Origin of the sequence: Halomonas colorata (assembly GCF_014897985.1) — a bacterium.
Taxonomy (GTDB): domain Bacteria; phylum Pseudomonadota; class Gammaproteobacteria; order Pseudomonadales; family Halomonadaceae; genus Vreelandella; species Vreelandella colorata.
The window spans coordinates 1-25,020 of the sequence record NZ_JABUZA010000016.1; the positions used below are offsets into that span (position 1 = coordinate 1).

A 25,020-nucleotide genomic window follows, 5' to 3' on the forward strand; every position below is an offset into this window, starting at 1 on the left:
ATGAAGTGATGCCACAGCAACTCATGGGCCTTCACTATTGCTTGCCGATCGGCGTTCTGCTCCACCCGGCACAGCGTCGACTTGCCTGCCAGCGTATCCTCTTCACCGAGCGCTGTCTGAAGGGCCTGATCATAGCGCAGGGCCTCATGGTCGTTGAAATCTTCATAGCCAGCGGCGACACCGAACACCCGCTGACGAACCAACGTGTCGAGCTTATGACGAACCTGTTCCGGTGAGCGGGGATCATGAAGCACGGCGGCCAAGCGGCGTGTTAGGCGATGCTGTTTATCGACTTCACGAAGCAGGAGTAATCCGGCGTCCGACGTAATGTGGCCCCCGGAGAAGTCGGCTTCAATTTGGCGGCGAGAGAGTGGCGAGAAGGTCAGCTTTTCAGGTACCATTTTGGAAGCGGCTGTTGGTGTTGGTTTTTGGTGTAAGGCCCTGAAACGTTAACACTTTCAGCCGCTTTCTTTTATACCCTGTGAGAAATCCGGGCTAGGATTTTTAATGGTAAGGTTGAAGGTGAGATGGCTTGGAAAGGTTCGGAGATCTGCGATAGCCGTTCATGGATTTGGGAATTTACTGACGAAGAACTAAGAGTAATTAATGACGCTCTGAGCCATCTCAAGAAAAAGGGGGGGATAGCGCCTAATTTTAACAAGGAAGACTTTCCTATCCATAATATTAAGTCACGGATAGAAAGCATTAATGAAGAGCTAGAGAATGGTAAAGGTTTTCTTTTAATTCGTGGCCTTGATGCTGGTAAGTATAGTGAGGAGGATCTGGCATCTATCTATTATGGGCTAGGCCTGCATATGGGAAGGCCGGTTACTCAGAATCCTAAAGGAGATATGCTAGGTGTAGTGAAGAACGTTGGTAACGTTAACGATAAGCGTGCCAGAGTTTATGAAACAAATTCCTATTTGCCTTACCATACGGATCTTTCGGATGTTGTGGGCCTCCTTTCCATAAATAAGGCAAAATTGGGTGGTGTAAGTAGCTTGGTTAGTGCAGCAGCTATTTATAACACTATCTTAGAGGAGGCTCCAGATCTGCTCGAAGTTCTATATACCCCTTTCTATTTCGCTCATATTGGAGATGATAACTATACTCCTTGTCCAATTTTTAGCTATCATGAGGGAAAGCTGAGCTGTCGATATCTCAGGAAGTATATTGATCTAGGTCATGAACTTAAGGGCGAACCTCTTTCGGCGGATCAAAAGGCAGCGTTGGATCTTGTTGACGATATTATTCACCGCAACGAGATTAAACTAGATATGATGCTGGAGCCTGGAGATATTCAGTTTGCTAATAACTATATGGTTTTGCACTCGAGGAGCGCATTCGAAGACTACGCTGACGAGCAGCTTAAGAGAAAGCTGCTGCGACTGTGGCTGAAGATGCCAAATGCTCGAAAATTGGCACCGGATTTTCCAGGTCGGAATGGGTTCTCGGATTGAGAGTATGAAACCTACATAACTTAAACTGGCAAGGTTGAGTGTGGTGGGCCGACCTAAGAAGTATTGGGGAAGGGCTGTGGGCTTGCTATAAAATTCATGTGATATTGGGTGCATTGGTGCAACCGATGCGCCTGGTACAACAACAAACTTATAGGCTTAAACGTCATGACGAAGCAGACAACAAATTCGTACTCGACTCACCAGCGCTTGGCCCGTTCCTTCACCTTAGGTGCTCTCCTAGTTAGTCCGCTCATTATGATGCAGGTGCAGGCGAGCGAAATCACTCTTAACTACGCTTTCTTTGCGCCGGCTCAGACCTTTCCTGCAGTGCAGATGGAGCATTGGGCAAAAGAACTTGAGCGGCGTACCGATGGCCGAGTATCGGTCAACACCTTTCCCGGTGGAACTCTGCTAACTGCCAACAATATGTATGATGGCGTGCAGAGTGGTGTCGCCGATATAGGTCTTTCTGTCACTTCATATGAGCCGGCTCGTTTTCCCTTGTTGAATATGGCGTCAGGGCTTACTGGTATTGATATTGATTCTACAGTCGGGAGTCAAGTAGTCTATGATTTGGTTAATGAATTCCCTCCTCAGCAACTAGGCTTAGAGGACTTTAAGGTTGTTATTGCTTTTGCTATTCAGCCTAGCTATTTACACAGTAAAAAACCAGTGACATCTCTGGAAGATATAGAAGGGCTGGAACTTCGAGTTCCGGGCGATAATACTGATGTAATAGAGGCTCTCGGAGGGGTGCCAGTAGGGCTGAGCCAAGCTGAGGTGGGCGAGGCTCTACAGGCGGGTGTGGTTGATGGTTATGTGAGTTCACGAGAAGGATTGATGGATCTCCAATATGCTCGTAGTGTTAAGTATGTCACTGATTATCCAATGACTAATGCTTTTCTAGTGGCAGTAATGAATCGTCAGCGCTGGGACTCTCTCCCTAAGGATGTCCAGCAGGTAATTGATGAGTTGGGCGCCGAGGTGGCCCACTTCGCTGGCGACTACTTAGATAGCCATATTGAAGAGTCACTGAACTGGGCCGCTGAGAACCATGGTGTTGAGACTCTGGTACTGAGTGACGAGGAGGCAGAACGTTGGGCTGAACGCCTGAAACCAATCAACGAGGCACGTTTGACGGAGGCGGCTGAGATGGGGCTGCCAGCTTATGAGTTTTATGACCGTATGATGGAATTGATTCAGAGTTATCGCCATCCCTGAGCCGGGATCGTTCCTACTCTTGGTGACCCTATGTCGCCAGGAGTGATTGAGGCAGTGGGGCAATCGATACATGTATAGACTCAATTTGCTGATAGGCCGTGGACTGCTGGGTGTTCTTGGTGACAGCCAATATAGTGATGCGGCAGGTGGGACCTTCTTTTGGGGGAACTAGCTAGGTTGTTGGCTGGTTGACACCAGTAGTGGTTTCCCCCTCACTGGCTTATGCACAGCTGAACAAGGCCCATGTGGAACTGGATATTTTGGTAGCACATTTCCCTTATCGTCTACAAGCAGTTACTTGGTCAAAGTACCCAATGGCCTCTGGCATGGTTGCGTTATCGGCATCCAGTCCAGCAATGTAATCTGAACCGCCCCGGTTATTCCGGAGATCGGTTTGTTTGAGTCAAGTAGCTTCACCCGACTCCTCCAATTGACGATAATACGTCCTTTCTCGTTCTGCTGGTGGAACGTTTCCGATGTGTTCCAGCAGTCGGCGACTGTTGAACCAGTCAACCCATTCCAGCGTGGCATACTCAACGGCATCCAGTCCCTTCCATGGGCCACGATGATGGATCACCTCCGTTTTGAAAGCCGATTATGGTCTCGACCAGCGCATTGTCGTAGGAATCGCCGGTGGTGCCGACTGAGGCATTGATACCCTCGTCAGCCATACGCCCGGTGTAGCGGATCGAGAGATATTGGCTCCCCCTATCACTATGGTGGATCAACCCGTGTCTGTGTTTTCGTGCCCACAGAGCTTGCTCCAGAGCGTCCAGCACCAGTGCCGTTCTCATCGACGTTGCTACACGCCAACCCACGATACAGCGTGCATAAACATCGATAACGAACGCAACGTAAATGAAGCCAGACCAGGTAGCGACATAGGTAAAATCGGCCACCCAAAGCTGATTTGGACGCATGGCCGTAAAGTCACGCTTCACTAAATCAGGTGCCCGTTTCTGACCGGGATCACTGATGGTCGTGAGGGGCGTTGGCCTCGCACCACGCCGCGAATTCCCAGGCGTTGCATGAGCCGTTCTACAGTGCAACGAGCAACATTAACGCCCCCACGGCGGAGTTGCCGCCAGACCTTACGAGCACCGTAGACGCAGAAGTTTTCTTCCCACACTCGCAGAATCTCAGCGGTAAGAAACGCTTCCTGCCGATATCGATCTGCCCGCCGCTCAGAATCGGGCTCAAGTGCCTTGTGGTGGTAATACGTCGATGGGGCGATTGGCAGCTGGCTACAAATCGACTCGACCCCGAACTGAGCACGATGCTCGTCGATAAATGACACCATCAATTGGGTTTGCGGTAGAACTCCGTCTGGGCGGAAAAAGCAGCCGCCTTACGGAGAATTTCATTGGCGCGCTTCAATTCGACGTTTTCACGCTCTAGCTGCTTGAGTCGTTCATTTTCAGGCAGGTCAGCCGAGCTATCTTCCTGCGTGAGTTCTAAGCGTTTGCACCAGGCTCTTAAGGTCTCTGGTGAACAGCCAAACTTGCTGGCAATGGAGCAGATCGCCGCCCACTTGGACGGGTATTCGCCTTGCTGTTCAAGGACTAATCGAACAGCTCGCTCCCGGACTTCTGGGGAATATCGTTTTGGTGAGTTCATAACTCCACCCTCTCAAGATATGGAGTCTCCGGTAAAGCCGGGGCGGTTCACGTCGTAACGAAAAGGATTTCCACAATACTCAGGACCTGTTGAAGGCGCTTCAGGCACGCGAGGATCAGGGCGATCTCGAGTTCTATTGCTTTGATGAATCAGGCTTTTCGCAAGCATCGTCGGTACCATATGCGTGGAGCCCAATCGGCAAACCATGGGAGGTAACTGCCTATTCCCGTGGACGAAGCTAAACGTACTGGGGTTTCTCGGTCAAGCCGGAAAGCTGGTTTATCACACAACAATCGGGGACAGACACTTATCGAAGCGTTTGACCGGTTTATGGTCCAAAAGGATCCGGAGAGCTTCGCTGTTGTGGTGCTGGACAATGCCAGCATGCATCGCTCCAGGGCATTCAGGCGCAGGATAGTAGACTGGATGTCACATCGGGTGCATCTGGGCTACCTGCCGGCCTACTCACCGGAGCTGAATCTGATCGAGATTCTGTGGCGTTAGACGAAATATACCTGGCTGCCCTTGAGAGCTTACCTCTCGTTTGATCGCCTGTGTAATGAGGTACACTGCCTGCTGAGTGGCTACGGCACTGATCGCACGATTAGTTTTGAATAGGCACTTAAGCTACAGGCAATAGCGATGCTAACAGGCTGGGGTGGGCTATAGGATAAAAGGCTCTCACTGCTAACAAAGTAGGAAAATTATTATAGCTATCATGGTAACAAAGTGGATTTAAACAGCAGATGTAATCGCTAAAAATTTATGATTTAGATAGCATTCAAATTATGGAACATCTTACTCAGGCACTGGTTAATGTAAACAACCTCCTGCTTGCTGAAATCGGCGAACGCTTTTTCCACTAAACGGCCTGTGACTTGTCTTGCAATATCCAGCTTTGCTTCACCCATTTCGGTAATCTCAACTTCAGTAACCCGTCCATCCTGAGGGCTTACTTCGGTTGTCAGTAACCCAGCTTCTTGCATGCGATATACAATTTTGGTGATGGTTGATAGCTTTGCAACAGCATGTACTGATATATCCGACATGCTAAGACGCCCATGCTCATGCAGAATCATCAATATGCGCCATTTTGAAGAACTGAGGCCATGTGGTTTCAGTAAGAAATCCACATCAGCGCAGTGCTTTGCATTCAGCCTTGCGACCCAATAAAAAGGGAAGTCGCGCGAACGGAAATCATCGGCCAGAGGAAAAAACGAAGAGGATAATCCTTCCTTATCGACCATAGATATGCCACCCAAAAAAATAGTAGATTATTCTAGCATATAACGAATAGAGTGTAAGTAGATGCAGCCCAAGAAGATAGCCTGCCATTGACGCTTTAACGTAGCACGCCTATTCACCTTCCAGATATATTGATGAGGTCAACCCTTGAGGTAAAACATGGCTAAAACGTCATTTCTGTTGCAGAAACACGGCGTACTCCATACAGATTCACAAGACGCTATCCGAGAACGTGTCGCCCATTACTTATGCCCGCATAATATGCGCCTGTTTGACGGAACACCGCTGGCATCTCGTATGAGCGCCGTAAGTTTTGATCAGTTGTCGATTATTGAATTGCAGTACGGTGCCAACGTCGAAATCGATCCGGAGGATGAGGCTAACGTCTACCTATTTCGTGTCACGCTTGAGGGTCAGGGGGTTATTATTTACCACGATCGGCAAGTGAGTATGGTTCAAGGCGGCGTGACTGTGACTTCCCCCTGCCAACGTGCGCTTATTCAAACCTCGCAAAATTGCCATAACATTATTGTGCGCATTCCTCGTCATCAGTTAGAACAACGATTAGCCCGCCGCCTCCAGCAGCCTGTTAATCTACCGATTATCTTTGATCACTATGCTCCCGAGCATTCGCCAGGCACAGAGTTCCTGCTCAATACTATCAAGTACTTTGCCCATTTCACTGATTTGCATCTTAAGCATCCTGGCTCTGAGGAGCAGGTCAAGCGGATGGAAGACTACCTCTATGACAGCCTTCTAGGGCTTTTCAAGCATAACTATAGCCAGCGCTTGCAGGCAAATACCTCACCACTTCCTCACTATGTGAAAAGCGCTAAGCAGCATATTGATCAACACCTGAAACAGGGCATCGCTCTTAATACTTTGGCGCATAAGGTAGGAGTGTCGACACGCACGCTGCAATATGGTTTCCAACAGTTTATAGGGCTTTCACCCAAGGCCTACCTTACACAGCAACGTCTGCAAAGCGTGCATGAAACTCTCTTGAAAGCCCCCCGGGGCCAGCGCGTTACCGATATCGTACTGCAGCATGGCATCAATAGTCTGGGGCATTTTACCACACAGTACAGAGAAGTTTATGGCGTCACACCAGTACAAACGCTGCACGCCAACCACCACCATACAATGAACAGAACGCTCCCCCTCGACTCCTCATCTCTTTGCTAGCGTTACTGCACCCCGGCACGGTATGTCTCAAAGAGTTCATTCATGCGTGCCACAAAGTCGTATGCGGGCAGTCCTTGCCCGTCTGCGTCCGAGAGTATTATGTCGTTGACTGGCGCCAGCCGTTCATTCCAGCGAGCCGTTTCCTCCGCGGAGAGAGAGATCACCTCAACACCCTCTTCGTCTTCCGCCCACTCTAGGGAGCGCTGAATATGCTCGTCAAGATACTGACCGGTGAACGCCGCCATCTCTGATGCAAGTTCATCAATCACATCTTGCACATCAGGGGGTAACGATTCCCATTTTTCCTGGGTCATCAACGCCGCAAAGATGGTATTAGTCAACGGATAATCGGTCACATGCTTGACATTACGCGCAAATTGCAAATCCATCAGCACTTCTCGGGAAGCCGCGTACCCATCGATAATGCCTGATTGTAAGGCTTCGCCGGCGTCCGCTTGGGACATGCCGACAGCGGTAATGCCCAATGCATCCAGCGCCCTAGAGTTATCGCCAGAAATCCTGATTTCCAGCCCCTCTGCATCTTCGAGCTGGCGGACGGGGCCAATGGTTTGGAGGTAAGCTGGCTCCGAGGTAAACGCTGTGATCACCTTGAACCCATCAAGTCCCGGCATCTGTTCGCCAAATTCCTGGGTAAGCTGATAGACCGTTCGGCTGGCAATTTCGGAGTTAACGTCTTGACCTGTCATGCTCCCAGTTAGATTGATCAGTGGAAAACGCCCCGGCTCATAGGAAGTGGCGGAAAGACCAATATCGGCCACGCCGTTGAGCACACCGTCGTACATGTTGCTAGCGGTAAGCAATGTCCCTCCAGGGAAAAGCGAGACCTCGACACGCTCATTTGTTCGCTCATTGATCTCCTCTGCCCAGCGCTTCATTTGAATAGCAGGGAAGCTCTGAGCAGGCGCAAAGAAGGCATAACTTAACGTAATAACGGCACTATCCTCATCAGGGGTGCTCGGTAGATTCTTATCCTGGGTGTCGCTACATCCTATCAAGGCCATAGTAGCTGCCAATACGGGCAACCTGCTGACCCACTGTTTGGTATTCATGATCCCTTTCCCTCTTGAGAGCACTTACGAATCCGGTTGGGTGTCGCCGCTTGCCTTGACGACGGGCATGAGTTCCAACAGCGCCAACCGCTTGAGGAAAGCATCTGAGCGCTGTCGGCGGCGTTGCTTCAAATCAACATCTGCGTAATCGAAAAAACCTGCGCCATCCTGAAAACCACGTCGCTGTTTTTGCATATTTTGAGTAATGATGTCAGGCGACTTAAAGCGACCATCAAGTTTGTCGCATAGGTAGTTAGATGCGTAATAAAGCGTATCGCCGCCGCCCCAGTCGATAAACTCCAGTACACCAAGCACCGAATACCGAAGGCCAAGACCGACCCTGATCGCCACATCAACGTCTTCAGCGCTAGCCACTCCCTCCTCAACAAGGCGTGCGGCTTCATTCATCAGCAGTACCTGTAAACGGGGCACAATGTAGCCGGGTGCCGCCTCGCACAGAACAGGCACCTTACCGATCCCCTTGAGTACGTCAAACAGCACATCTATGTAGCGCTGTTCGGTCTCTTTGCTGCGACTGACCTCGACCAACGGCATCAGGTGAGCGGGATTAAGCCAGTGAGCGTTCATGAAACGAGCTGAATTGGAAACCATGCCCGAAAGCTCGCTAACCAGGAAAGTAGAGGTCGTCGAGGTGATAACGACCTCCTCACTCAAGTGCTGGCTTGCCCAAGCCAGTCCTTTCTGCTTGATCTCAAGAACCTCTGGCAGTGCTTCAAACACCAGCCTGCCGCCCATCAGTGCTACTACCTCCTGATGGCCAATAAAGTGCAAATGTGCCGCCATAGGCGCCATCTGCTCCGTCTGTAGTAACTGCTTATCTCGAAGATAAGTAAGCTCTAACATCAAACGGCTACGCGCCTGTGCGTAATAGTGCTCTCGCTCGCTAGCCGGACGCGGCTTGAAATCAACTAACACGACATCTTGTCCGGCAAGGATGAACGAAAGTGCGATGCCTTCGCCCATTCGCCCTGCGCCCAATACAATAATCGGATTTTGCACGCAGCCCTCTCCTGTATTGATGGCTTAGTTCTGAATACCGTGCGCCATTAATTGCCGCATGCCCTCTGGGGATAGAGAATCAAGTCCCAGGCTTTCCAGCGTGCGCCCTTGAGCGTACAGATCCTGACCGGTAATTGCCGAGGCGATGTTCAGCAGCCCCTCAGCAACAGGTGTCGGTTGCCCTACCCAGCGACCGACCGAAACAATCAGCGAAAGACCTAGTCGTGTATCTTCCATCATATATCGATGGCTATGCAGCTCGATGTTCTCTCGCCAGTCACCACTATCCGTGAGTTTTCCGTGAGCCCCCCGTCCATACATCCATTCCTCCCCCTCGCTAGCATAATGGTTAGCAAGTGGAAAGTGAGAAGGCCGATAGCCAAGCGCCTCGCGTACAGCAATACGCTCGTTATCGAGTGCCGTGGTCACACTACGAATAGAGGGCTGGGTGCCTTCATTATGTATGTCCCATGCATCGAAGTGCTCCAATGGTCCGGCATTCATGATGATCAAGGGCGGATGGATAATGGGGCCAGCGTTCATCAGCGCTCCACTCAAGCCGTCTTCAATAGGCTCAACGCTTGGATAGGCCTTGCCCAACACTGAAAAAGCATGCTCCGACAGCTCGCTGGGAAAGACACCTGTAGGAAGGCGGGTTGCGTAAACACTGATCACTACCCTATTGGGGCCATGCTTGCGCGCCAGATAAGGCAGAGTTCCTGTTTCACAGAAAGCGACTCGGCTATGGTTACCTGCCTGCTTCATCACTCGCTGGAAGAGATAACAGCCGAAGGTGCCTGGCGGTAAAAACACCACTTGGTCATCGCGAAGTAATGGCCCCAACTGCTCGGCTAGCGCCTCATGAGATGTGGAAGGCAAGGGAATAATAAGCAGGTTTGCATGGCGAGTCGCTTCACTTAAATCATTAGTTAAAGAAAGTTTTTCTGGGCCACTCCCTACCTGCACTCTTCGCTCACCTTGAGCATCCTTAACGTCTAGATAGCCTAGTTGGCTCAACTCGTTCAGGGCATCACTGTCACGACGCCATAAAGTGACATCAAAGCCTTTTTCAACCATCTCAATAGCTGCGGCATAACACCCATGACCACCACCAATAACGCTAATTTTCATTGTATTTCCTCGCGGTTTTAATTCCTTATCAGATCCGTTTCAAGGTATAGCGATTGCGCGACTGCCAGCTATCCAGAATGCGCAAGCAGTATTCAAAACACGCAATGAATGATCGGCGGCGATCTTTTTCTCACTGTGCTAATTGGTTATTCAAAGATTAAGGAAGCACTGAACAATTCATCTCTGGGCAACTGAAGCGGTCAATGTGGCCCAAGTATTGCTTCCGCGATCACTATTTAGCCACTGCCGGTGGCTTTTTTACCGGGCAGCCGTGTTGCCGGCTACCAAGCCGGATTTCAAGACCTACTAACCCCATGAGCGTGTTTCTGGCATCGTCCAGCCAGTACCAGGTTGGTCAACGCAAACAGGCTGAACAACTGCGCCTGGTTCCTGGTCAGCCCCTTGTAGCGAACCTTGCGATAGCCAAACAGGTTCTTGATGACATGAAACGGATGCTCGACCTTGGCGCGGATACTGGCTTTGGTCTTTTCGAGAGCCAGCAGCAGCGTTTTCTTCCGGCTGTCCTCCATTTTCTTAATCGCGCCGCGTCTGACAGCAGCACAGCACCGAGTCTCCGAATCCTGCGTATCTTCACCCAGATATTTCGCCACGCCGAGATACCCCGCGTCGCCGTATATCCGTTTGTCCTCCTCGCGGACCAGATGCCCCGCCATGGTGACATCGACGACATTAGCCGAGGTGGCGACCACACTGTGGGTCAGCCCGGTCACGGCATCGACGCCGATATGGGCCTTCATCCCGAAGAACCATTGATTTCCCTTCCGGGTTTGCTTCTTCTCCGGATCACGTTGCCTGGCTTTGTTCTTGGTGAAAGGCGCCGCCGACACAATGGTGGCGTCAACGATAGTGTCCTCGCGCATGAAGAGGCCCAGTTCGGCCAGGCTGGTGTTGATCTCCTCGAAGATTCGTTGGGTCAGAGCATGCTTCTCCAGTCGATGGCGAAAGTGAAGCAACGTGGTCGCGTCGGGAACACTCTCGATGGCAAGGTCGATACCGATGAGGTCACGCATGGCCTGGCTGTCATAGATGGCATCTTCAAGTGCTTCGTCGGCCAGTCCGTACCATTGCTGAAGGAAATAGACCCGCAATATCCGTTCCAGACCAATCGGTGGCCGACCGCGCTTACCTGCCGATTTATGGAAGTAAGACGGCGACAACGCCTCGATTAGGCGTTGCCATGGCATTAGGGCATCCATCTGTGCCAGGAACCGTTCCCGGCGAGTGACCTTCTTCTTGTTCTGGTGCTCAGCCTGAGCAAACGAGATCTGCTTCATCGAAAACTCTGTCGGACAGTAGAAATCCCTATTTTACCCTGCCGGTGGCACTTGGGCAGCAACGCCCGTATTTATGCAGCGCTTCCTTAAAAACCGGAAGTGCACCAAAATTAATTTTTTGAACGCAAAATGCACGCTGTTGATGCTTCACGGAAATTAGGGGCAAAGGCAAAATACAAAGACTTTATTTCCATAATCTTAAAAAAATAATAATCGTTTGATTTTATTTATCATTTTTATAAATTGGTCTTTTATTTGCTGTGTTGTAGAACTGAACTGCATAGTTTCAACCGTTTACTTTATTTTTCATGTGATGTTGAATGTTTATGGGCAAATCCTAAGCACAACATTTACCAATAATAAAATAGAGAATTTTCTATGATGAAAAAGCCATCCCCGTACCCCATGCTAACCTTTCCTAAAGCACCGCATCTTCACTTCAGTAGCCTAATGTTGGGTGCGCTCATGAGCGGCTCTGCACTTGCCAGTGACATTAACTTGAATTACGCCTTCTTTGCTCCTACACAAACCTTCCCTGGGATGCAGATGCAATTCTGGGCGGAGGAGTTAGAGAAGCGAACAAATGGTCAGGTGTCAGTCAATACCTTCCCTGGAGGGACCCTACTTACAGCTGGCAATATGCTTGATGGAGTACTTAACGGTGTCGCTGACATCGGCTTAACAACAACCTCCTATGAGCCCGCGCGCTTCCCTTTACTCAACATGATTGGTGATATAAGTGGCCTCGATATCAGCGCCGAAGTTGCCAGTCAGGTTGCCTATCAGCTCGTACAGGAATTTCCACAAGACCAGTTTAATCTCGAAGACTTCAAAGTGATGACCGTATTCACTTCCGAGCCGGGATATCTCCAGACCCGCAACGAAGTCAATACGCTGGACGATCTGGCCGGCTTGGAAATTCGTGTGCCAGGTGAGTCAGAGACCATGCGCGCGTTAGGTGCTGTGCCTATTGGCATGTCGCAGGCGGAGACTGGCGAAGCACTTCAGGCAGGTATCGTTCAAGGCATTGCGTCTTCACGCGAAACCCTGATGGATCTTCAGTACGCTCGCTATCTTGACTATGTCGTCGACTACCCCTTGTCCAACGTCATGATGCTGGCCGTGATGAGTCGGGAGCGCTGGGAATCTCTTCCTGAAGATGTACAACAAACCATCGATCAACTTGGCGCCGAAGCATCTCAATATGCAGGAAGATATCTCGATGGCCATGTGCAAGATGCTATCTCCTGGGCACAAGAGAATCATAATTTAAATATTATCACTCTGGACGCAGAGGAACAGGCGCGCTGGGAAGCCCGTCTTGAACCTCTTAATGAGCAGTATGTTGAGCAGATTGCCGCTCAAGGATTACCCGCTCAAGCACTCTATGACCGGATGCTAGAACTCATTGATCAATACACCCAAAAATAGAAGCTCATTAATAATAAGGCTAACAAATGGTTCATTTCAAAAAACCCGGAACTGTCGTAAAAAACGTACTCCCCTTGGCATTTATCGGGCTATCAACGGCAACTCATGCACTCGATTTCGAGGTAGGCGAAACGAAAGCGAGTGTTTATGGCTATGTCCAGCTTGATGCCGCTTATACGGACGGCAAAAAGATGGATGCAGCTAGTGGTTTCACTCCCTTTGTCGACATTAGACCGGATAATATCGATGGCTCAGATGGCGATCTCGACATGGGAGCTTATACCAGCCGTATCGGTTTACGAACCAATACACCCACCTCAAATGGCCCCGTCAACGTCGTTGTTGAGGGTGATTTCCATGACGGTGGTGGACCTGGATTTCGTTTACGGCATGCCTATGGTGAGTGGAACGGAGTTCTCGCTGGTAAGACGTGGACAAACTTCTCTGGCTTTATTGGTTTAACGCCCACCATCGACTTTACAGGCCCTGTAGGCCGTCCAAACCCTGGCAGATTGGCTCAGCTTCGATACACCACGGGAGGCTTCTCGGTTGCGCTAGAGGACCCTGATGGCTTTAGCGTGGGTGAGGGTATTCTCAGTGGAGCGTCTGGTGTTAACCAAAGCCGACTTCCAAACCTGACCCTACGCTATACACAAGGCATTGACGCCTTCGCCTATGAAATTGGTGGTCTGGTACGCGAAATAGGCTATGACAGTGCGGGTGAAGACAACTATGCCTTTGGCTGGGGTGTCAACGCTAGCGCCGCTTATCAATTTGCTTCAGGTATTACCTTGAGAGGCGCCGTCGCCCACGGTGATGGTATCGGTGGTTATCTTTTTTTCAACCCCGGCGGGGCTGGGTATACCACACCTGACGGCAGTGTCGAGACGATTAAAGCGACCTCTGCGACCACCGGCATCAGCGTTCCGGCAGGGCCTGGCAACGTCAATGTGTCCTATGCCATGGTGCAAGCCGATATGGATGATACTGCGGGTCTGAGACCAGCACCGCCCAATACGCTCTATGGCTATGACCGCTATGATAGCGTCTTTTTAAACTATATCTGGTCGCCTACAGAGCATGTATCCTATGGTGTGGAAGTCGGCTACCACCAAGCTGAACAGCCCTCTGGTACCAGCGGTGATATCACTCGTGTTCAGGGCATGGTTCGCTACACGTTCTAACGCTAAACGGCGATAGATGATAAAAACGCCCACCGATGTCGGTGGGCGTCAGACTGCTGACAAAGTCTTGGCCCTTCGGTCAGGGTTTTGTTTTTATAGGCATATCGTTTTTAGTGATGGCCGATATGCTCAAAGACCCTTCCCCACACCAGCACGAGCTTGAGATGGTAACGCTCGAGGAACTCGTGCCGCCGAACCATCTGCTGCGTCAGATCGAGGCAGCCCTCCACTTCAGCTTTATCCGCGATCGAGTGCGTCATCTCTACTGTGCCTATAACGGTCGGCCCGCGCTCGACCCCGTGCTGCTCTTCAAGGCGTTGTTTATCGGTTACCTGTTCAGTATTCGAAGCGAGCGCCAGTTGATGCGCGAGATCCAAGTTAACGTCGCCTACCGCTGGTTTCTTGGCTTGCGTTTGGCCGACAAGGTACCCGACGCCTCGACGATCAGTCAGAACCGGCGCTGCCGTTTCTCCGACAGCACGATTCACCAGGAGATTTCTATACCGTCGTCGAGCAGGCCATGGCACAGGGTCTGGTGGGCGGTGAAGACAGCACGCATCTCAAGGCCAATGCCAACAAGCACTGCTTCGAGCGGCAAGAGGTCGAGACACCGGCCACCGTAGAAAAGAAGATCAGCCTTACCGACCCCGATAGCGGCTACATAGTGCGCGATGGCAAGCCGCCGGGCTTCTTCTATCTGGATCACCGCACGGTCGACGGCAAATACGCCATTATTACCGATACCCTTGTCACCCCGGCCAGTGTGCACGATAGCGTGCCTTACCTGGCACGTCTCGATCATCAGTGCCAGCGCTTTGGCCTTGATCCGGTCGGTGTGGGTCTCGACGCCGGTTACTTTACGGCAGCTATCTGCCATGGGCTGGAGGAGCGTGGCCTCTATGGCGTCATTGGCTATCGCCGCCCCAGTAAACTCAAAGGCTATCTTCCCAAGCGCGCCTACACCTACGACGCGGCCAGCAACACCTATCAGTGCCCGGAAGGTCAATCGCTGATCTACGCCACGACGGATCGAAATGGCTATCGCCACTATCGCAGTGATCCTGATATCTGCTGCGGTTGCCCTCGGCTTGCGGCCTGTACCCGCAATGCCAGGCAGATCAAAACGGTCACGCGGCACGTGTGGCAGGACGACAAGGATCGGGTCGATGCCCGACGACTAACCGAGCTGGGCAAGAAGCTTTACAAACGACGTAAGCGATCTACTAACCTTGCAATTACCCACAAGTCGATGATGCATCTGGATTGGCAGCTTGGAATCCAGCAACAAGATCTGCTAAGCGAATGAAGCCTCGCCATAGAACGGTGGATCCTGGGAGAGGATCACTTGAGCGATCCAGATAACCACCCAGGCGAGCGACAGCGGTCATATAAAAAGCTATATCGCGTCGTGTGCCTTGTCTGTTTGATGGCATTGATCGGTCGAGAAGCGTTCTTTCAATATCAGTAAAAACAGCTGCAGGAGAGGTCGTTGAAGATTGGCGCTGCAGTATAGTCAACCATGATATTCGCCAGGACACGACACAGCAGAGCGCAATGCAGTTGGCAAGTCGATCTGCTGTAGCGAGACGTATATCCTCAATGCGGCAACCCGTTTCCAGCGTCTTGAAGAATGTCTCGATATTCCAACGCCGTGAATACCAAACAAGCTTTTGCACTGCGTCGGCGTGAGTGGCAACGGGAAGGTTAGTGACCAACTTCCAGTTTATAGGGGAACGCCCTTCGGGTGGGTTTTTCTCTTCCGCAAAAATAATACCAAGCTTCTGTTTTGGGTACTTTTTCTGTTTCCCAATCGGTGGACAAACTGCCATCTTTGCATGCTTGACCGATAGGGTCGCCTCCTGTTGATTGCCTCGCTTGTCACGAAAGTGAATATCGTGTGTTCCACTGACCTGAGTCTTGTCCATCACTTGAGAAATCGTAGTGCCTCTCTCCTCGGCGAGACGATCAACGCAACTGCGGATCAAAAAGTGAGTGCCAAGATCTTGAGCCAGACAAAAGAGTTCAAAAATGTCACTCTCGCGATCACCGATATGCACGCACCGTTCAGGTGAACCTGCGAGCTCAGTAGAACGCTGCAGGTTGTCAAGCCAACGCATGCTTTCTTTCTGCTCGATGGGTACGCGGGTCGGATTAACCTTGCGCTTGAGAGCTTCTGTGCCTTTGAATTTGTTCCGCGTCCAGAATTTGGCAGCTGTTAGACCCAAGGGCAACCCTTGCACGGGCATCGCTATGCGCGAATGCGAGGATTGGCTCGTGTCAAAGAGCAATGCCTGCTGACCGCAGCATGCCAAAACCTCAAGAAGATCGAGCAGGCGCGTTGGCGCCGGCTTTTTTACGTGTTTTTACGTCACCTGAGGGCTCATATGGCTTATCAGAGGGCGTCATGCTCGACGATAATCAGAGACCGCGCGATATGGCCGTTAGTAAGGCGGCAGATGTGAGCATGCTCTGAAAGCAACGAACCCACCGAAATAGATGGGTTCGTCAGTAGCCTGGGACCCACCAATGTCGGTGGGCATTCATGTTCATTGATCTCGGCATATGTTATCTACCCCTATTTAAACACGCAGTATTGATCATCTTAGACTTCGCCCAGCATAAGCAGCCGATAAAGCGTTTCGAGCACGGGCACCTGCAGGTGGTGCTGTCTGGCGATACATACAATGGCGCCATGAATGCTTTCAACCTCAGTTGAACGCCCCGCACGGCGGTCTTGAAGCATGGACGGAAGATGGTGGGCTTGATCGTGAATAGCATGAGAAATACTTGCTAACACCCTGTTTTGATCAACGGCAACGCATTCCTGCTTGGCTACCCAGCAACACTCGCTTACGATGTTTTCGATCAAGTGCTGTCCTTGAACCTTGCGATCCAGCTCGCCAACGATGCAGTCCAGTAGCGTGCACAAGCCGTTGAGTGCCGCATTAAATGCCACTTTCTCCCAGATCCGGACTTCAACATCAGTATCAAGGCAGCTATGCAGGCCAGCGTCCACCAAAACACGCTGCAGCTGCCCCATGAAGGGCTCTTCTCTACCTGTGAAACTCCACCAATAAATCATCCCTTGACCACTACTACTGACCACGCCGGCTGATGCAAGATCGGCAGCAATCGTCGTGATCCCTTGGAGAATCTGTGGAGCTTTAATGTGTTTGGCAAGCAGTGCTGCATTGCCAAGCCCATTCTGCAGCGTCAACACCCAAGTATTAACGCCAACCAGGTAGCTAGAGGCATTAATAGCAGCTTCCGTAGCGCTACCTTTGGTTAATATCAGTAAAAGGTCGACGTCTTCATGCAGCTCTCCCGCCCGATGGATAGGCACGCGCACCTGTTCCACCTCGCCCCTTTGCATGTCCAGCCTGATACCATCGGAAAGAATAGTCGACAGCGTTGCTGGATTGACATCAATCAAATATACCGTATTGCCACTCAACGTGAGTCGAGCAGCAAACAGGCAGCCCATAGCACCAGCACCAATAATCGCAACTTTCATCGTTCGCTCAGAAGGGTAGTGACCGCTCAACTTTCATCTTACGCACCATGGCGGTAAAGAATTCATTGGCAAAGCCACTTTCACGAATTAGATCGGCCGTTAAATTTGCGCATTTCTGGCTAATGGCAGTATCGATTTCAACATCACCGCCTCCCAACGCCCCCGCCGCGCATTGGTTCTCGGCGGCCCGCTGAACGGTCCATAGTAGGAAAACTGCTTTTTCGATGCTGGATTCACCTACGGCAATACCGTGATTACGAAGCGCTAGAATATGCTTATCGCCCAAACTCTCTAGCATCCGCGCCTTCTCATCGGCAAACAGCGTAATGCCCTCGAAGGCGTGATAGGCAACACGGCCGTAGAGCTGGGCGCCATAGAAATCATGATGGCTAAACCCGTTTTTTTTCTGAACAACGGCTGAAATGGGCACGGTATGAGTATGCAGCATACAGTGAATATCATCACGCGCACCATGAACAGCGCTGTGCAGCGCGAAACCAGCCGGATTAGCATCATAATCAGACGCCTCGACCTTGTTACCATCCAGATCAACTTTCAGCAGGTTTAACGGCGTTACTTCGGTGTAATTAAGCCCAAACGGGTTTACAAGATAGTGGCCTTCTGTGCCTGGTACCCTTGCAGAAATATGGTTGAAGATGGTTTCAGTCCATCCGAAGAAATCGACCAGATGGTAACAGTAAGCCAGCTTTACCCTCTGCTTCCACTCTTCATCACTACAATGGCTGGGCTGTTCAATGTGAGCGGGCATAGCAATAGGTTGAATGTTCATTTACAGCGTCTCCTTGCAGGACTCGTGATCGCCTGCGTGTTCAAGATAATGGGCCAAAGAAAAAATAGTTTTAATGGTAGGGATAGCGATATGCTTTCTCGTCGCCAGTTCAATTACGCCTTCAACAATGGCGCCAAGCTCCAGTCCTCGCTCTTGCTGGTAGTCCTGTAACATAGAAGTCTTGACGCCTTCCATTTGCGCTCCGACCTCCAGAAGTTCGGGTAAGGACATCTCTAGCTGGCTGCCGTAGGCGCTTGCCGTGAGCCGCGCTTCTTCAAAAAGCGGCTCTACTACGTTTCGTAGCCATGGGTCTCCATAGAGGGCCTCCAGCGTGGTTCCTGTGATCACCGAAAGTGGATTGGACGTCAGGTTTGCAACTATTTTGCTCCACACAGCATCTCGGATATTCGGCGTGTGAAGTGTCTTAATACCTGCAGACTCAAGCGCATCTATCAACGCCGTAAAGCGCCGTTCACGCTCAATTGATAGCGGCGTGATTTCCCCAAGGACTAGGCGATGTGGTGTTGTTGATTGCGCCTGACCGGGTGAAGTCACCTGTGCCGATATATACACCACACAGCCGATGATGGCGTCAGCTGGCAGGCAATTCACCAACCGCCCACCAGGGTCCACGGCTTCGATATGCTGCGGAACGTTCTGATTGTCAGAAAGACCCATGAAAAGCCACCAGGGAGTACCGTTGACCATAGGCACCAGGCAAGTATGCGCGTTGAATAGAGGCATCAAGCTCGGCAAGAGCGCTGGCACCGCCTGAGACTTGGTACAAAGCAGTACGATGTCCTGCTCCCCAAGCTCGGCGCAGCTATCCGATACAGTTACCCTGGCAACGTGATGCCCTTGCTGGTCGAGAAGTTGCGCACCACATCGTTGGATAGCTGACCGCGTCTTACCCCGCGCCACCACACCCACCTGATACCCCGCACCCACCAGCCGGGCCGCTAAGGTGATGCCAATGGCACCGGCGCCCACAATCGCTATTTTTAGAGAAAAAATGGAGGATGACATGAGGCGCCCTTTTTAAGGTTTAAGCAGCACCGAAGCTGAAGGAAAATCAGTCGCCCACCCCTCTTTCAAGGGCGCAACGAAGACATTTTCCGTTCGGGTTCGAGTAATCAGCCAGCGGCCATCCTGCTGCCTTGCGAACGCATTATTCAATCGAGATGAACGTAGCAGAGAGCTGCCATCCGAGAAGATCCATGGCTGACAGTGCACCCATTGGCCTGTTGCATTATCGCCGTCGACCTGAATTTGCTCAGAGGTTAAATAGTGCACATTGAGTAACAACTCGGGCACTTTTTTCTCGCCCCAAAATTTTTCGAAATGACGGCGAATAGCGGCAGCACCCTCGAGACGGCCAAACTGACCATCATAATATTCGCCAACCCCTTCCCATATCGCATCTTCGGCGTAAAGCGACATGATGAGGTCAATTCGCTCGGCATCACTTTTGACGCCATACTCGGGTAGAGGCGTGTCACACAGAAACATGTAACGCGCTTGAACCCTACGGATCTCCGCTTCAGACTCCAACTTGTTCACACGCGCTAATAGCGCCTGAAAATCGCTTGCGGTTACCTCATTCATCGCTCTCGTCCCCTGTTTGGTGGTGATATGGTGGATGCCTTACCACAGGCGTAACTAGCGTGAACCAAGCTGCTCAATGACGTGTATTAGCCCAGATTTCATATGATTTACTTCTTCGTCGCTGACGCTATCAAATACTTTCTGCTCATACTCGCGCGCCATTTTAAGCAACTTGTTGGCCAGCTCATTACCGGCCGAGGTGAGCGTGAGATGGCGTTGGTCGCCTGACTCGGCCACCAGATCCCGGCAGGTTAAGCCGCTCAAAGTGTCTTCGCAATCCTCTAGAGGCTGTGCAACCCCCTGGGCAACCTGGACGAGAGGCTGAGGGCCACGGTCGAGAAGCAGGGTCAGTATCCGCCACTCCTTTTCATTCACTCCCAGGTGCACCAGACGGGGATAGAAGCCCTGGCGATAGGCGGCAAGGGATTGGCGTAGCAGGTAGAGAAAATGCTGCCCAAGCACCCCTTCACCAGTACGACTCTCTTCCTCGGAAAGCATCATGGGATGAGGCTCTGGCAGCGCATAGCGACCACCGTGAAAGACCAGCGACCCACGGCCATCCTGATAGTCGTAATTCAGGACTTCGCCCACAATGATGAAGTGATCGCCACCTTCATATACTTCCCAAGTTCTGCACTCAAAATGCGCCACTGCACCGACAATGCGAGCACAACCCCCGGCACCTTCCTCTACATCAATACCCTTAAACTTGTTCTCGCCCCGCTGGGCAAATCGGTTAGAAATAGGCACTTGATCACTGGCAAGTACATTGACGACAAAGTGCTCTGCCTGGCAGTAGACGTCTTTGCTGTAGGCGCCTTTATCAATACTCCAAAGGATCAGCGGCGGTGTCATGGAAACGGCATTGAAACTACTGGCCGTCACGCCGTACTGCTCTCCTTTAGCATCCTTGGTGGTTATCACAGTGACGCCGGTAGCAAACTTGCCAAGGGCGTTTCTAAAATCTCTAGTATCGATACTCATGGTTCACCTCAATTATTCGTAAGTTTCAGCGCCCCAGCTTTTCGGCCGTGATACCACCAATCCCATACTCGCTTTTGGGCACTTCACTGATAATCACTCGAACGTTCTCTTTGGGAGCACTGACAGAAGACACCACCGCATCCGTGACTTCGCTGATCAGCGCTTCTTTTTGCTGCTGTGTCCTGCCTGACATCATGTAAACGTGAACGGTAGGCATCGTTATCCTCGTTATTAATTCTTGTGGTCTAATGAATGTGACCCGGTTGGTTTGGCTTACTTAAAACCGTTGCATGCACAGCTCTAAGTACCTAGCAAGTTACCGCCTCCCTCAGCCAGGAATTAAAAAGCAGTCAGCTCACGATACTCGTCGTAACGCTCACTGAAGTCCTGATACGACTGCATCACCTCAGCAAAGCCTCCATCAGCTTGTGCTGCGTTTTCTAGTACATCTTCAGCCGCTGATTGCAGTGCGGTCAGCACTTCATCCGGGAAGCGCTCAACAGTTACACCCGCATTACGAAACTCTTCTAATGCTGCAGATTGCGCCTGCATATCGTGGGCATACATACGGATGCTGAGGTCACTGCAGGCATTTCGCACCGCTAGCTGTTGGCTCTCAGCAAGCCCGGCCCACACATCAGCGTTAACCAGCAGTTCGTTAAGGCTGCCGGGCTGATGCCAGCCGGGGAAGTAATAGTGCTTCGCCACCTCGTAAAAGCCCGCGCTGGTATCAATAGTGGGGAAGCTCAGCTCTGCGGCTCCAATGCGCCCGGTATCAAGCCCCAGGAAAGTCTCCCCAGCAGGAAGGGAAACGGGCGAAACGCCCAACTGGCTGACCACCTCACCGCCCAGACCACTGATCCGCATGCTGAGGCCTTGTAAATCTTCAACCCCATTGATTTTCTGAGTGAACCAGCCACCTGCTTCAGAGATCATGCTGCCGCAGGGGATAGGCACGACGTTGTAGGGTTCATACAATCCTTCCCAAAGTTCCAGCCCACCGCCACCGTAAAGCCAAGCTAGATACTTGGGCACATCCGGCCCGAAGGGGATACTCTGAAACAGCGCGGCTGCCGGTATTTGGCCCGCCCAGTAGCTGGCTGCCGACCAGCCAGCGTCCAGACTGCCGTTGCCTACATTCTCCAGAATTTCAAAAGGCGGCGAAAAGGCACCCGCATCATAAGGTGTGAACGTAAGCTCTCCACCGGTTGCCGTGGCGATATCATCGACGAAACGGTGTATCGAGCTGTCAATGACTTCCAGACTAAAAGGAAAAGCAGATTGCAGCGTGAGCGTTTGAGCCATCGCGGTCGAAGCGAGCAGCGATATGCCCGTACCGGCGAGGGTTTTCTTGAGAGGAAACGTCATAATCTCAACTCCTGTTACAGGTTGTCGTTCTTGTTAAGCGCGTTACAGCATCAAAATCCCCGGGAAGAGCAGGATCATCAGCAAGACAAGCAGCTGGATAGCGATGAAAGGCAGCACGCCTCGATAAATATCCAAGGTGGCGACACGCTCACCCACTGCCCCTTTCAAATAGAAGAGCGAGACGCCAAAAGGCGGGGTGAGAAAGGATGTTTGCAGATTGATAGCGAATAAAACGGCGAACCACACGAGCATTGACGTACCGCTCAGCCCGTTTGCTAGATCAAGCTGAGTCACGATAGGCACAAAGATAGGCATCAAAATCAGTGAGATTTCCAGCCAATCAAGAAAGAAACCCAATAGAAAGACCAGTAGAAGAATCAGAAACAGTACGCTCCAACTGCCACCACCCATCAGCTCCAAACTGCTACGAATCAGGCCATCGCCTCCAACGCCCTTAAAAATCAGAGAGAAGCAGGTGGCGGCAATCACCAGCATCATGATCATGGTGGTAGAGATAACGGCCTCCCGGGCAGCGGTCATGATCGAAGGGCCATTGATCTTCCCCATCAGTCCGGCGAAGATCAGAACCGCCAGAACCCCCACCCCACTGGCTTCCGTGGGGCTCGCCACTCCGAATACGATCGTGCCCAGAACCGTGGGAATCAAGACAAGAAAGGGGAAGAGCGCCAGTGCATTACGCCATATGCCGCGCCGTTCAAGCGTGGCCGCCTCGCTATCCTCGGCGGACGTTGCTACAGGCTTTCCCCACCAGGCAAGTCCAAGCGAATAGAGCATATAGAGTAGTAACAGCAGTGCACTGGGAACAAGCGCTGCTCGAAAAAGGTGCCCGACAGGCACACCCACCAGGCTCGACAAAATAATCAGCATGACCGAGGGGGGCATTAAGATCGCCAGGGTACCTGATGCCGATATCAGACCAGATGCGGAAGAGGCGGAATAACCAGCATCCAGCATGCGGGGTAAGGCCAGTACTGCCAGCAGTACCACGGACGCTCCGACCACGCCGGTAGTGGCTGCCATTAACCCGCCAATGAACAGCACCGTTAACGCTAAATGCCCGGGGAGCCGCCGTAGCATTCGTTCACTGACCTTGAACGCATCCCGCGCCAGACCAGTTCGCTCCAGCAGCAGTCCCATCAAGATAAACATGGGAATGGCGATGTAGAGCCAGTTGTTCAGCGCATTAGCATAAACCCGGGTAAGCATCAGGTTGGCAAAAGCCATGGGTAGATCTGATAGCAATAGAAAGGCCGCCGACACCCCACCCAACACAAGCGCTACCGGGTAGCCAGCGAGAATGCCAGCAAACAGGAGCAGCACCATGCAAAGTGGCATCCATATATCAAGCATGTGTTTGCCTCCCAGTGGCCCAGTACCAAATGCGCATGACGACGATCAGCACCAGTACGGCTAAAAACAACGCCACGCCAACGGGCAACGCTGCCTTGATGATATAGATATCGGTCAAACCACCATCCGTGGAGAGCTCGCCAGTGACATAGGCGCGCTCAGCGAAACGGTAGGCAGGCAGTAGTAGTAAGGTAAAGAAGGGAATACCGAGCAAGAGATGACCGATCAACTCGATGAGGTTCCGAGAACGGGACGATAGTCGCGCATGCAGTACGTCGACTCTCACATGTCGGTCAAGCCACATCACAGGGGCAGCCGCCAGCATCATGGCAAAAGTGAATAGCAGTATCTGCAGCCCCATCAACGAGTTGAAGGTGATGCTACTGCCCAGCAGCCAGTAGGGCGTCTCGAACGCAACCAATTGCGACATCCCCATCAAGTGCATTAAAACGCCGGCTCCAATCACAAAGGCAATCAGCAGCAGGCAGATACCACAGAGATTGAGAGCCCACTCGCATAATCTTGTACTTAAGGAGTGCATGGCGGTGCCCCTTCTTTAAAACTCAAATGTCGATAACAAGCCGCGGACTTTTGGCACGCGAACAGCACACAGCAATTTGGTCGTTATCTTCCTTTTCCTCATTGCTGAGAAATTGGTCACGGTGATCGGGCGTGCCTTCGATCACATCGCAGATACAGGTTCCACAAACGCCCTCTTCACAGGAGACGTTGACCTTGACGCCGGCCGCCTTGAGAGCGTTGGCGATGGACATTCCCTCCTCTACTTGTACGGTCACACCACTGATGGCCGCCTCCACTTCGAAAGCACCACCACTCGTATCCACTTCGGCCGTGAAGAATTCCGAGTGCACTTGGGCGTTGGGCCACTGTGCCTGTTTAGCCGCACCAATAACCCAGTTCATGAAGCCAGTAGGGCCACAGACATAGAGGTGAGTGTCGCTCGGCTGCGTTGCCAAAACGGCATCGATATCCAGGCGCTGGCTGGCATCGCCATCATCGAAATGCAGTACCAGGGCATCGCCGAAGGTGCTCTCGAGTTCATCGATAAAAGCTGCCTTCTCCCTTGACCGAGAGCAGTAATGCAGCTCGAACGAACGACCTGCGGCTTGCAACTCATAAGCCATAGCAATCATCGGCGTGATGCCGATGCCGCCCCCGGTGAGCAGCGTATGCGTCGATGACACCAAGGGAAAGAGGTTGCGCGGTGCGCTCGCCTTGAGTTCGGCGCCTTCATGCAAGGTATCGTGCACCGCTCGAGAACCACCGCGAGAGCCAGGGTCGAGCAAGACACCAAGGCGATAGCGATGCCTTTCACCCGGTGCGTTACTCAACGAGTACTGACGTATCAATCCTTCACCCAGATAGATATCAATATGCGCTCCCGCCTCGAAAGGCGGCAGTTCACTACCGTCCAGGGCCACCAGATCAATCACCGCGATATCGGCGGTCTGGGGCTCTCGACGGTCGACGCGTAGTGTCAGAAGGTTATCTTGCATGGTCATCTCCAG

At 51.7% G+C, this 25,020-nt stretch carries 22 protein-coding genes, 4 pseudogenes and 1 other annotated feature; of the genes and pseudogenes, 8 read left to right on the forward strand and 18 right to left on the reverse strand.

What is annotated here, in order from left to right; translation table 11 throughout:
- A partial coding sequence (locus tag INT33_RS09850; protein WP_193091777.1) for a transposase occupies window positions 1-401 on the reverse strand: 401 nt, incomplete at its 3' end.
- Between the two features lie 126 nt (window positions 402-527).
- Here INT33_RS09850 and INT33_RS09855 point away from each other — a divergent pair.
- Window positions 528-1,460, forward strand: coding sequence for a TauD/TfdA family dioxygenase (locus INT33_RS09855; protein WP_193091778.1), 933 nt, complete (start codon window positions 528-530; stop codon window positions 1,458-1,460).
- 165 nt (window positions 1,461-1,625) lie between these two features.
- Entirely contained in the window at window positions 1,626-2,681 is a 1,056-nt protein-coding gene (locus INT33_RS09860) for a TRAP transporter substrate-binding protein (protein ID WP_193091779.1), read from the forward strand.
- A 403-nt stretch (window positions 2,682-3,084) separates the two neighbouring features.
- On the opposite strand, the pseudogene INT33_RS09865 reads toward INT33_RS09860, so the two are convergent.
- Window positions 3,085-4,298: pseudogene (locus INT33_RS09865) on the reverse strand (IS3 family transposase).
- Window positions 3,907-4,023: a sequence feature (AL1L pseudoknot), on the reverse strand. Its footprint overlaps the pseudogene before it by 117 nt.
- A gap of 53 nt (window positions 4,299-4,351) precedes the next feature.
- Between INT33_RS09865 and INT33_RS09870 the strand changes: the two are divergent.
- Window positions 4,352-4,916: pseudogene (locus tag INT33_RS09870) on the forward strand (IS630 family transposase); the annotation flags it as partial.
- 152 nt (window positions 4,917-5,068) lie between these two features.
- Here INT33_RS09870 and INT33_RS09875 read toward each other — a convergent pair.
- A complete protein-coding gene (locus INT33_RS09875) occupies window positions 5,069-5,545 on the reverse strand; it encodes a MarR family winged helix-turn-helix transcriptional regulator (RefSeq protein WP_193091780.1) in 477 nt (158 codons plus the stop codon).
- Window positions 5,546-5,702: 157 nt separating this feature from the next.
- On the opposite strand from INT33_RS09875, the gene INT33_RS09880 reads away from it, so the two are divergent.
- A complete protein-coding gene (locus INT33_RS09880; RefSeq protein ID WP_193091781.1) occupies window positions 5,703-6,728 on the forward strand; it encodes an AraC family transcriptional regulator in 1,026 nt (341 codons plus the stop codon).
- 2 nt (window positions 6,729-6,730) lie between these two features.
- Here the strand turns inward: INT33_RS09880 and INT33_RS09885 are convergent, their stop codons facing one another.
- From INT33_RS09885 to INT33_RS09900, 4 genes are all read right to left on the reverse strand, one after another.
- Window positions 6,731-7,762, reverse strand: a complete 1,032-nt coding sequence (locus INT33_RS09885; protein WP_226940141.1) for a TRAP transporter substrate-binding protein — start codon at window positions 7,760-7,762, stop codon at window positions 6,731-6,733.
- A gap of 60 nt (window positions 7,763-7,822) precedes the next feature.
- Window positions 7,823-8,818, reverse strand: coding sequence for a 3-hydroxyacyl-CoA dehydrogenase NAD-binding domain-containing protein (locus tag INT33_RS09890; RefSeq protein ID WP_193091783.1), 996 nt, complete (start codon window positions 8,816-8,818; stop codon window positions 7,823-7,825).
- A gap of 24 nt (window positions 8,819-8,842) precedes the next feature.
- Window positions 8,843-9,949 (reverse strand): NAD/NADP-dependent octopine/nopaline dehydrogenase family protein, encoded by a 1,107-nt coding sequence (locus INT33_RS09895; RefSeq protein ID WP_193091784.1) that lies wholly within the window; start codon window positions 9,947-9,949, stop codon window positions 8,843-8,845.
- A 296-nt stretch (window positions 9,950-10,245) separates the two neighbouring features.
- The gene (locus tag INT33_RS09900; protein WP_193091785.1) at window positions 10,246-11,244 is read right to left on the reverse strand and encodes an IS5 family transposase; all 999 of its coding nucleotides are present in this window, start codon (window positions 11,242-11,244) and stop codon (window positions 10,246-10,248) included.
- Window positions 11,245-11,709: 465 nt separating this feature from the next.
- Here INT33_RS09900 and INT33_RS09905 point away from each other — a divergent pair, with 465 nt between their 5' ends.
- The 3 genes and pseudogenes from INT33_RS09905 to INT33_RS21160 all read left to right on the forward strand — a co-directional run.
- Entirely contained in the window at window positions 11,710-12,675 is a 966-nt protein-coding gene (locus INT33_RS09905) for a TRAP transporter substrate-binding protein (RefSeq protein ID WP_226940142.1), read from the forward strand.
- A 74-nt stretch (window positions 12,676-12,749) separates the two neighbouring features.
- Window positions 12,750-13,859, forward strand: coding sequence for a DcaP family trimeric outer membrane transporter (locus INT33_RS09910; protein ID WP_193091786.1), 1,110 nt, complete (start codon window positions 12,750-12,752; stop codon window positions 13,857-13,859).
- A 125-nt stretch (window positions 13,860-13,984) separates the two neighbouring features.
- Window positions 13,985-15,117 (forward strand): annotated as a pseudogene (locus INT33_RS21160) (transposase); the annotation flags it as partial.
- Here the strand turns inward: INT33_RS21160 and INT33_RS09925 are convergent.
- Window positions 15,095-16,105 (reverse strand): IS4 family transposase, encoded by a 1,011-nt coding sequence (locus INT33_RS09925; protein WP_226940143.1) that lies wholly within the window; start codon window positions 16,103-16,105, stop codon window positions 15,095-15,097. The pseudogene INT33_RS21160 and the gene INT33_RS09925 overlap by 23 nt on opposite strands.
- Between INT33_RS09925 and INT33_RS21560 the strand changes: the two are divergent.
- A pseudogene (locus tag INT33_RS21560) lies at window positions 16,094-16,321 on the forward strand (hypothetical protein); the annotation flags it as partial. The gene INT33_RS09925 and the pseudogene INT33_RS21560 overlap by 12 nt on opposite strands.
- Before the next feature lie 140 nt (window positions 16,322-16,461).
- On the opposite strand, the gene INT33_RS09930 reads toward INT33_RS21560, so the two are convergent.
- The 10 genes from INT33_RS09930 to INT33_RS09975 form a co-directional block, all read right to left on the reverse strand.
- Entirely contained in the window at window positions 16,462-17,373 is a 912-nt protein-coding gene (locus INT33_RS09930) for a ketopantoate reductase family protein (protein WP_193091788.1), read from the reverse strand.
- A gap of 7 nt (window positions 17,374-17,380) precedes the next feature.
- Window positions 17,381-18,163 carry a class II aldolase/adducin family protein gene (locus tag INT33_RS09935; protein WP_226940144.1) on the reverse strand — a complete coding sequence of 261 codons (783 nt, stop codon included), beginning with the start codon at window positions 18,161-18,163 and terminating at the stop codon, window positions 17,381-17,383.
- On the reverse strand, window positions 18,164-19,189 hold the full coding sequence (locus tag INT33_RS09940) for a ketopantoate reductase family protein (RefSeq protein ID WP_193091789.1): 1,026 nt from the start codon (window positions 19,187-19,189) through the stop codon (window positions 18,164-18,166).
- Window positions 19,190-19,201: 12 nt separating this feature from the next.
- Window positions 19,202-19,768: a nuclear transport factor 2 family protein gene (locus INT33_RS09945; protein WP_193091790.1), complete on the reverse strand. Its 567-nt coding sequence runs from the start codon at window positions 19,766-19,768 to the stop codon at window positions 19,202-19,204.
- A 54-nt stretch (window positions 19,769-19,822) separates the two neighbouring features.
- Window positions 19,823-20,752 carry a flavin reductase gene (locus INT33_RS09950; RefSeq protein WP_193091791.1) on the reverse strand — a complete coding sequence of 310 codons (930 nt, stop codon included), beginning with the start codon at window positions 20,750-20,752 and terminating at the stop codon, window positions 19,823-19,825.
- 25 nt (window positions 20,753-20,777) lie between these two features.
- Window positions 20,778-20,969, reverse strand: coding sequence for a 2-hydroxymuconate tautomerase (locus INT33_RS09955; protein WP_193091792.1), 192 nt, complete (start codon window positions 20,967-20,969; stop codon window positions 20,778-20,780).
- 122 nt (window positions 20,970-21,091) lie between these two features.
- Window positions 21,092-22,120, reverse strand: coding sequence for a TRAP transporter substrate-binding protein (locus tag INT33_RS09960; RefSeq protein WP_193091793.1), 1,029 nt, complete (start codon window positions 22,118-22,120; stop codon window positions 21,092-21,094).
- A 42-nt stretch (window positions 22,121-22,162) separates the two neighbouring features.
- Complete coding sequence (locus INT33_RS09965) at window positions 22,163-23,491, reverse strand: TRAP transporter large permease (RefSeq protein WP_193091794.1); 1,329 nt, start codon at window positions 23,489-23,491, stop codon at window positions 22,163-22,165.
- Complete coding sequence (locus tag INT33_RS09970) at window positions 23,484-24,032, reverse strand: TRAP transporter small permease subunit (RefSeq protein WP_193091795.1); 549 nt, start codon at window positions 24,030-24,032, stop codon at window positions 23,484-23,486. The genes INT33_RS09965 and INT33_RS09970 overlap by 8 nt, the downstream gene beginning before the upstream one ends.
- 22 nt (window positions 24,033-24,054) lie before the next feature.
- On the reverse strand, window positions 24,055-25,008 hold the full coding sequence (locus tag INT33_RS09975; protein ID WP_193091796.1) for a PDR/VanB family oxidoreductase: 954 nt from the start codon (window positions 25,006-25,008) through the stop codon (window positions 24,055-24,057).
- Between the last annotated feature and the right edge of the window lie 12 nt (window positions 25,009-25,020).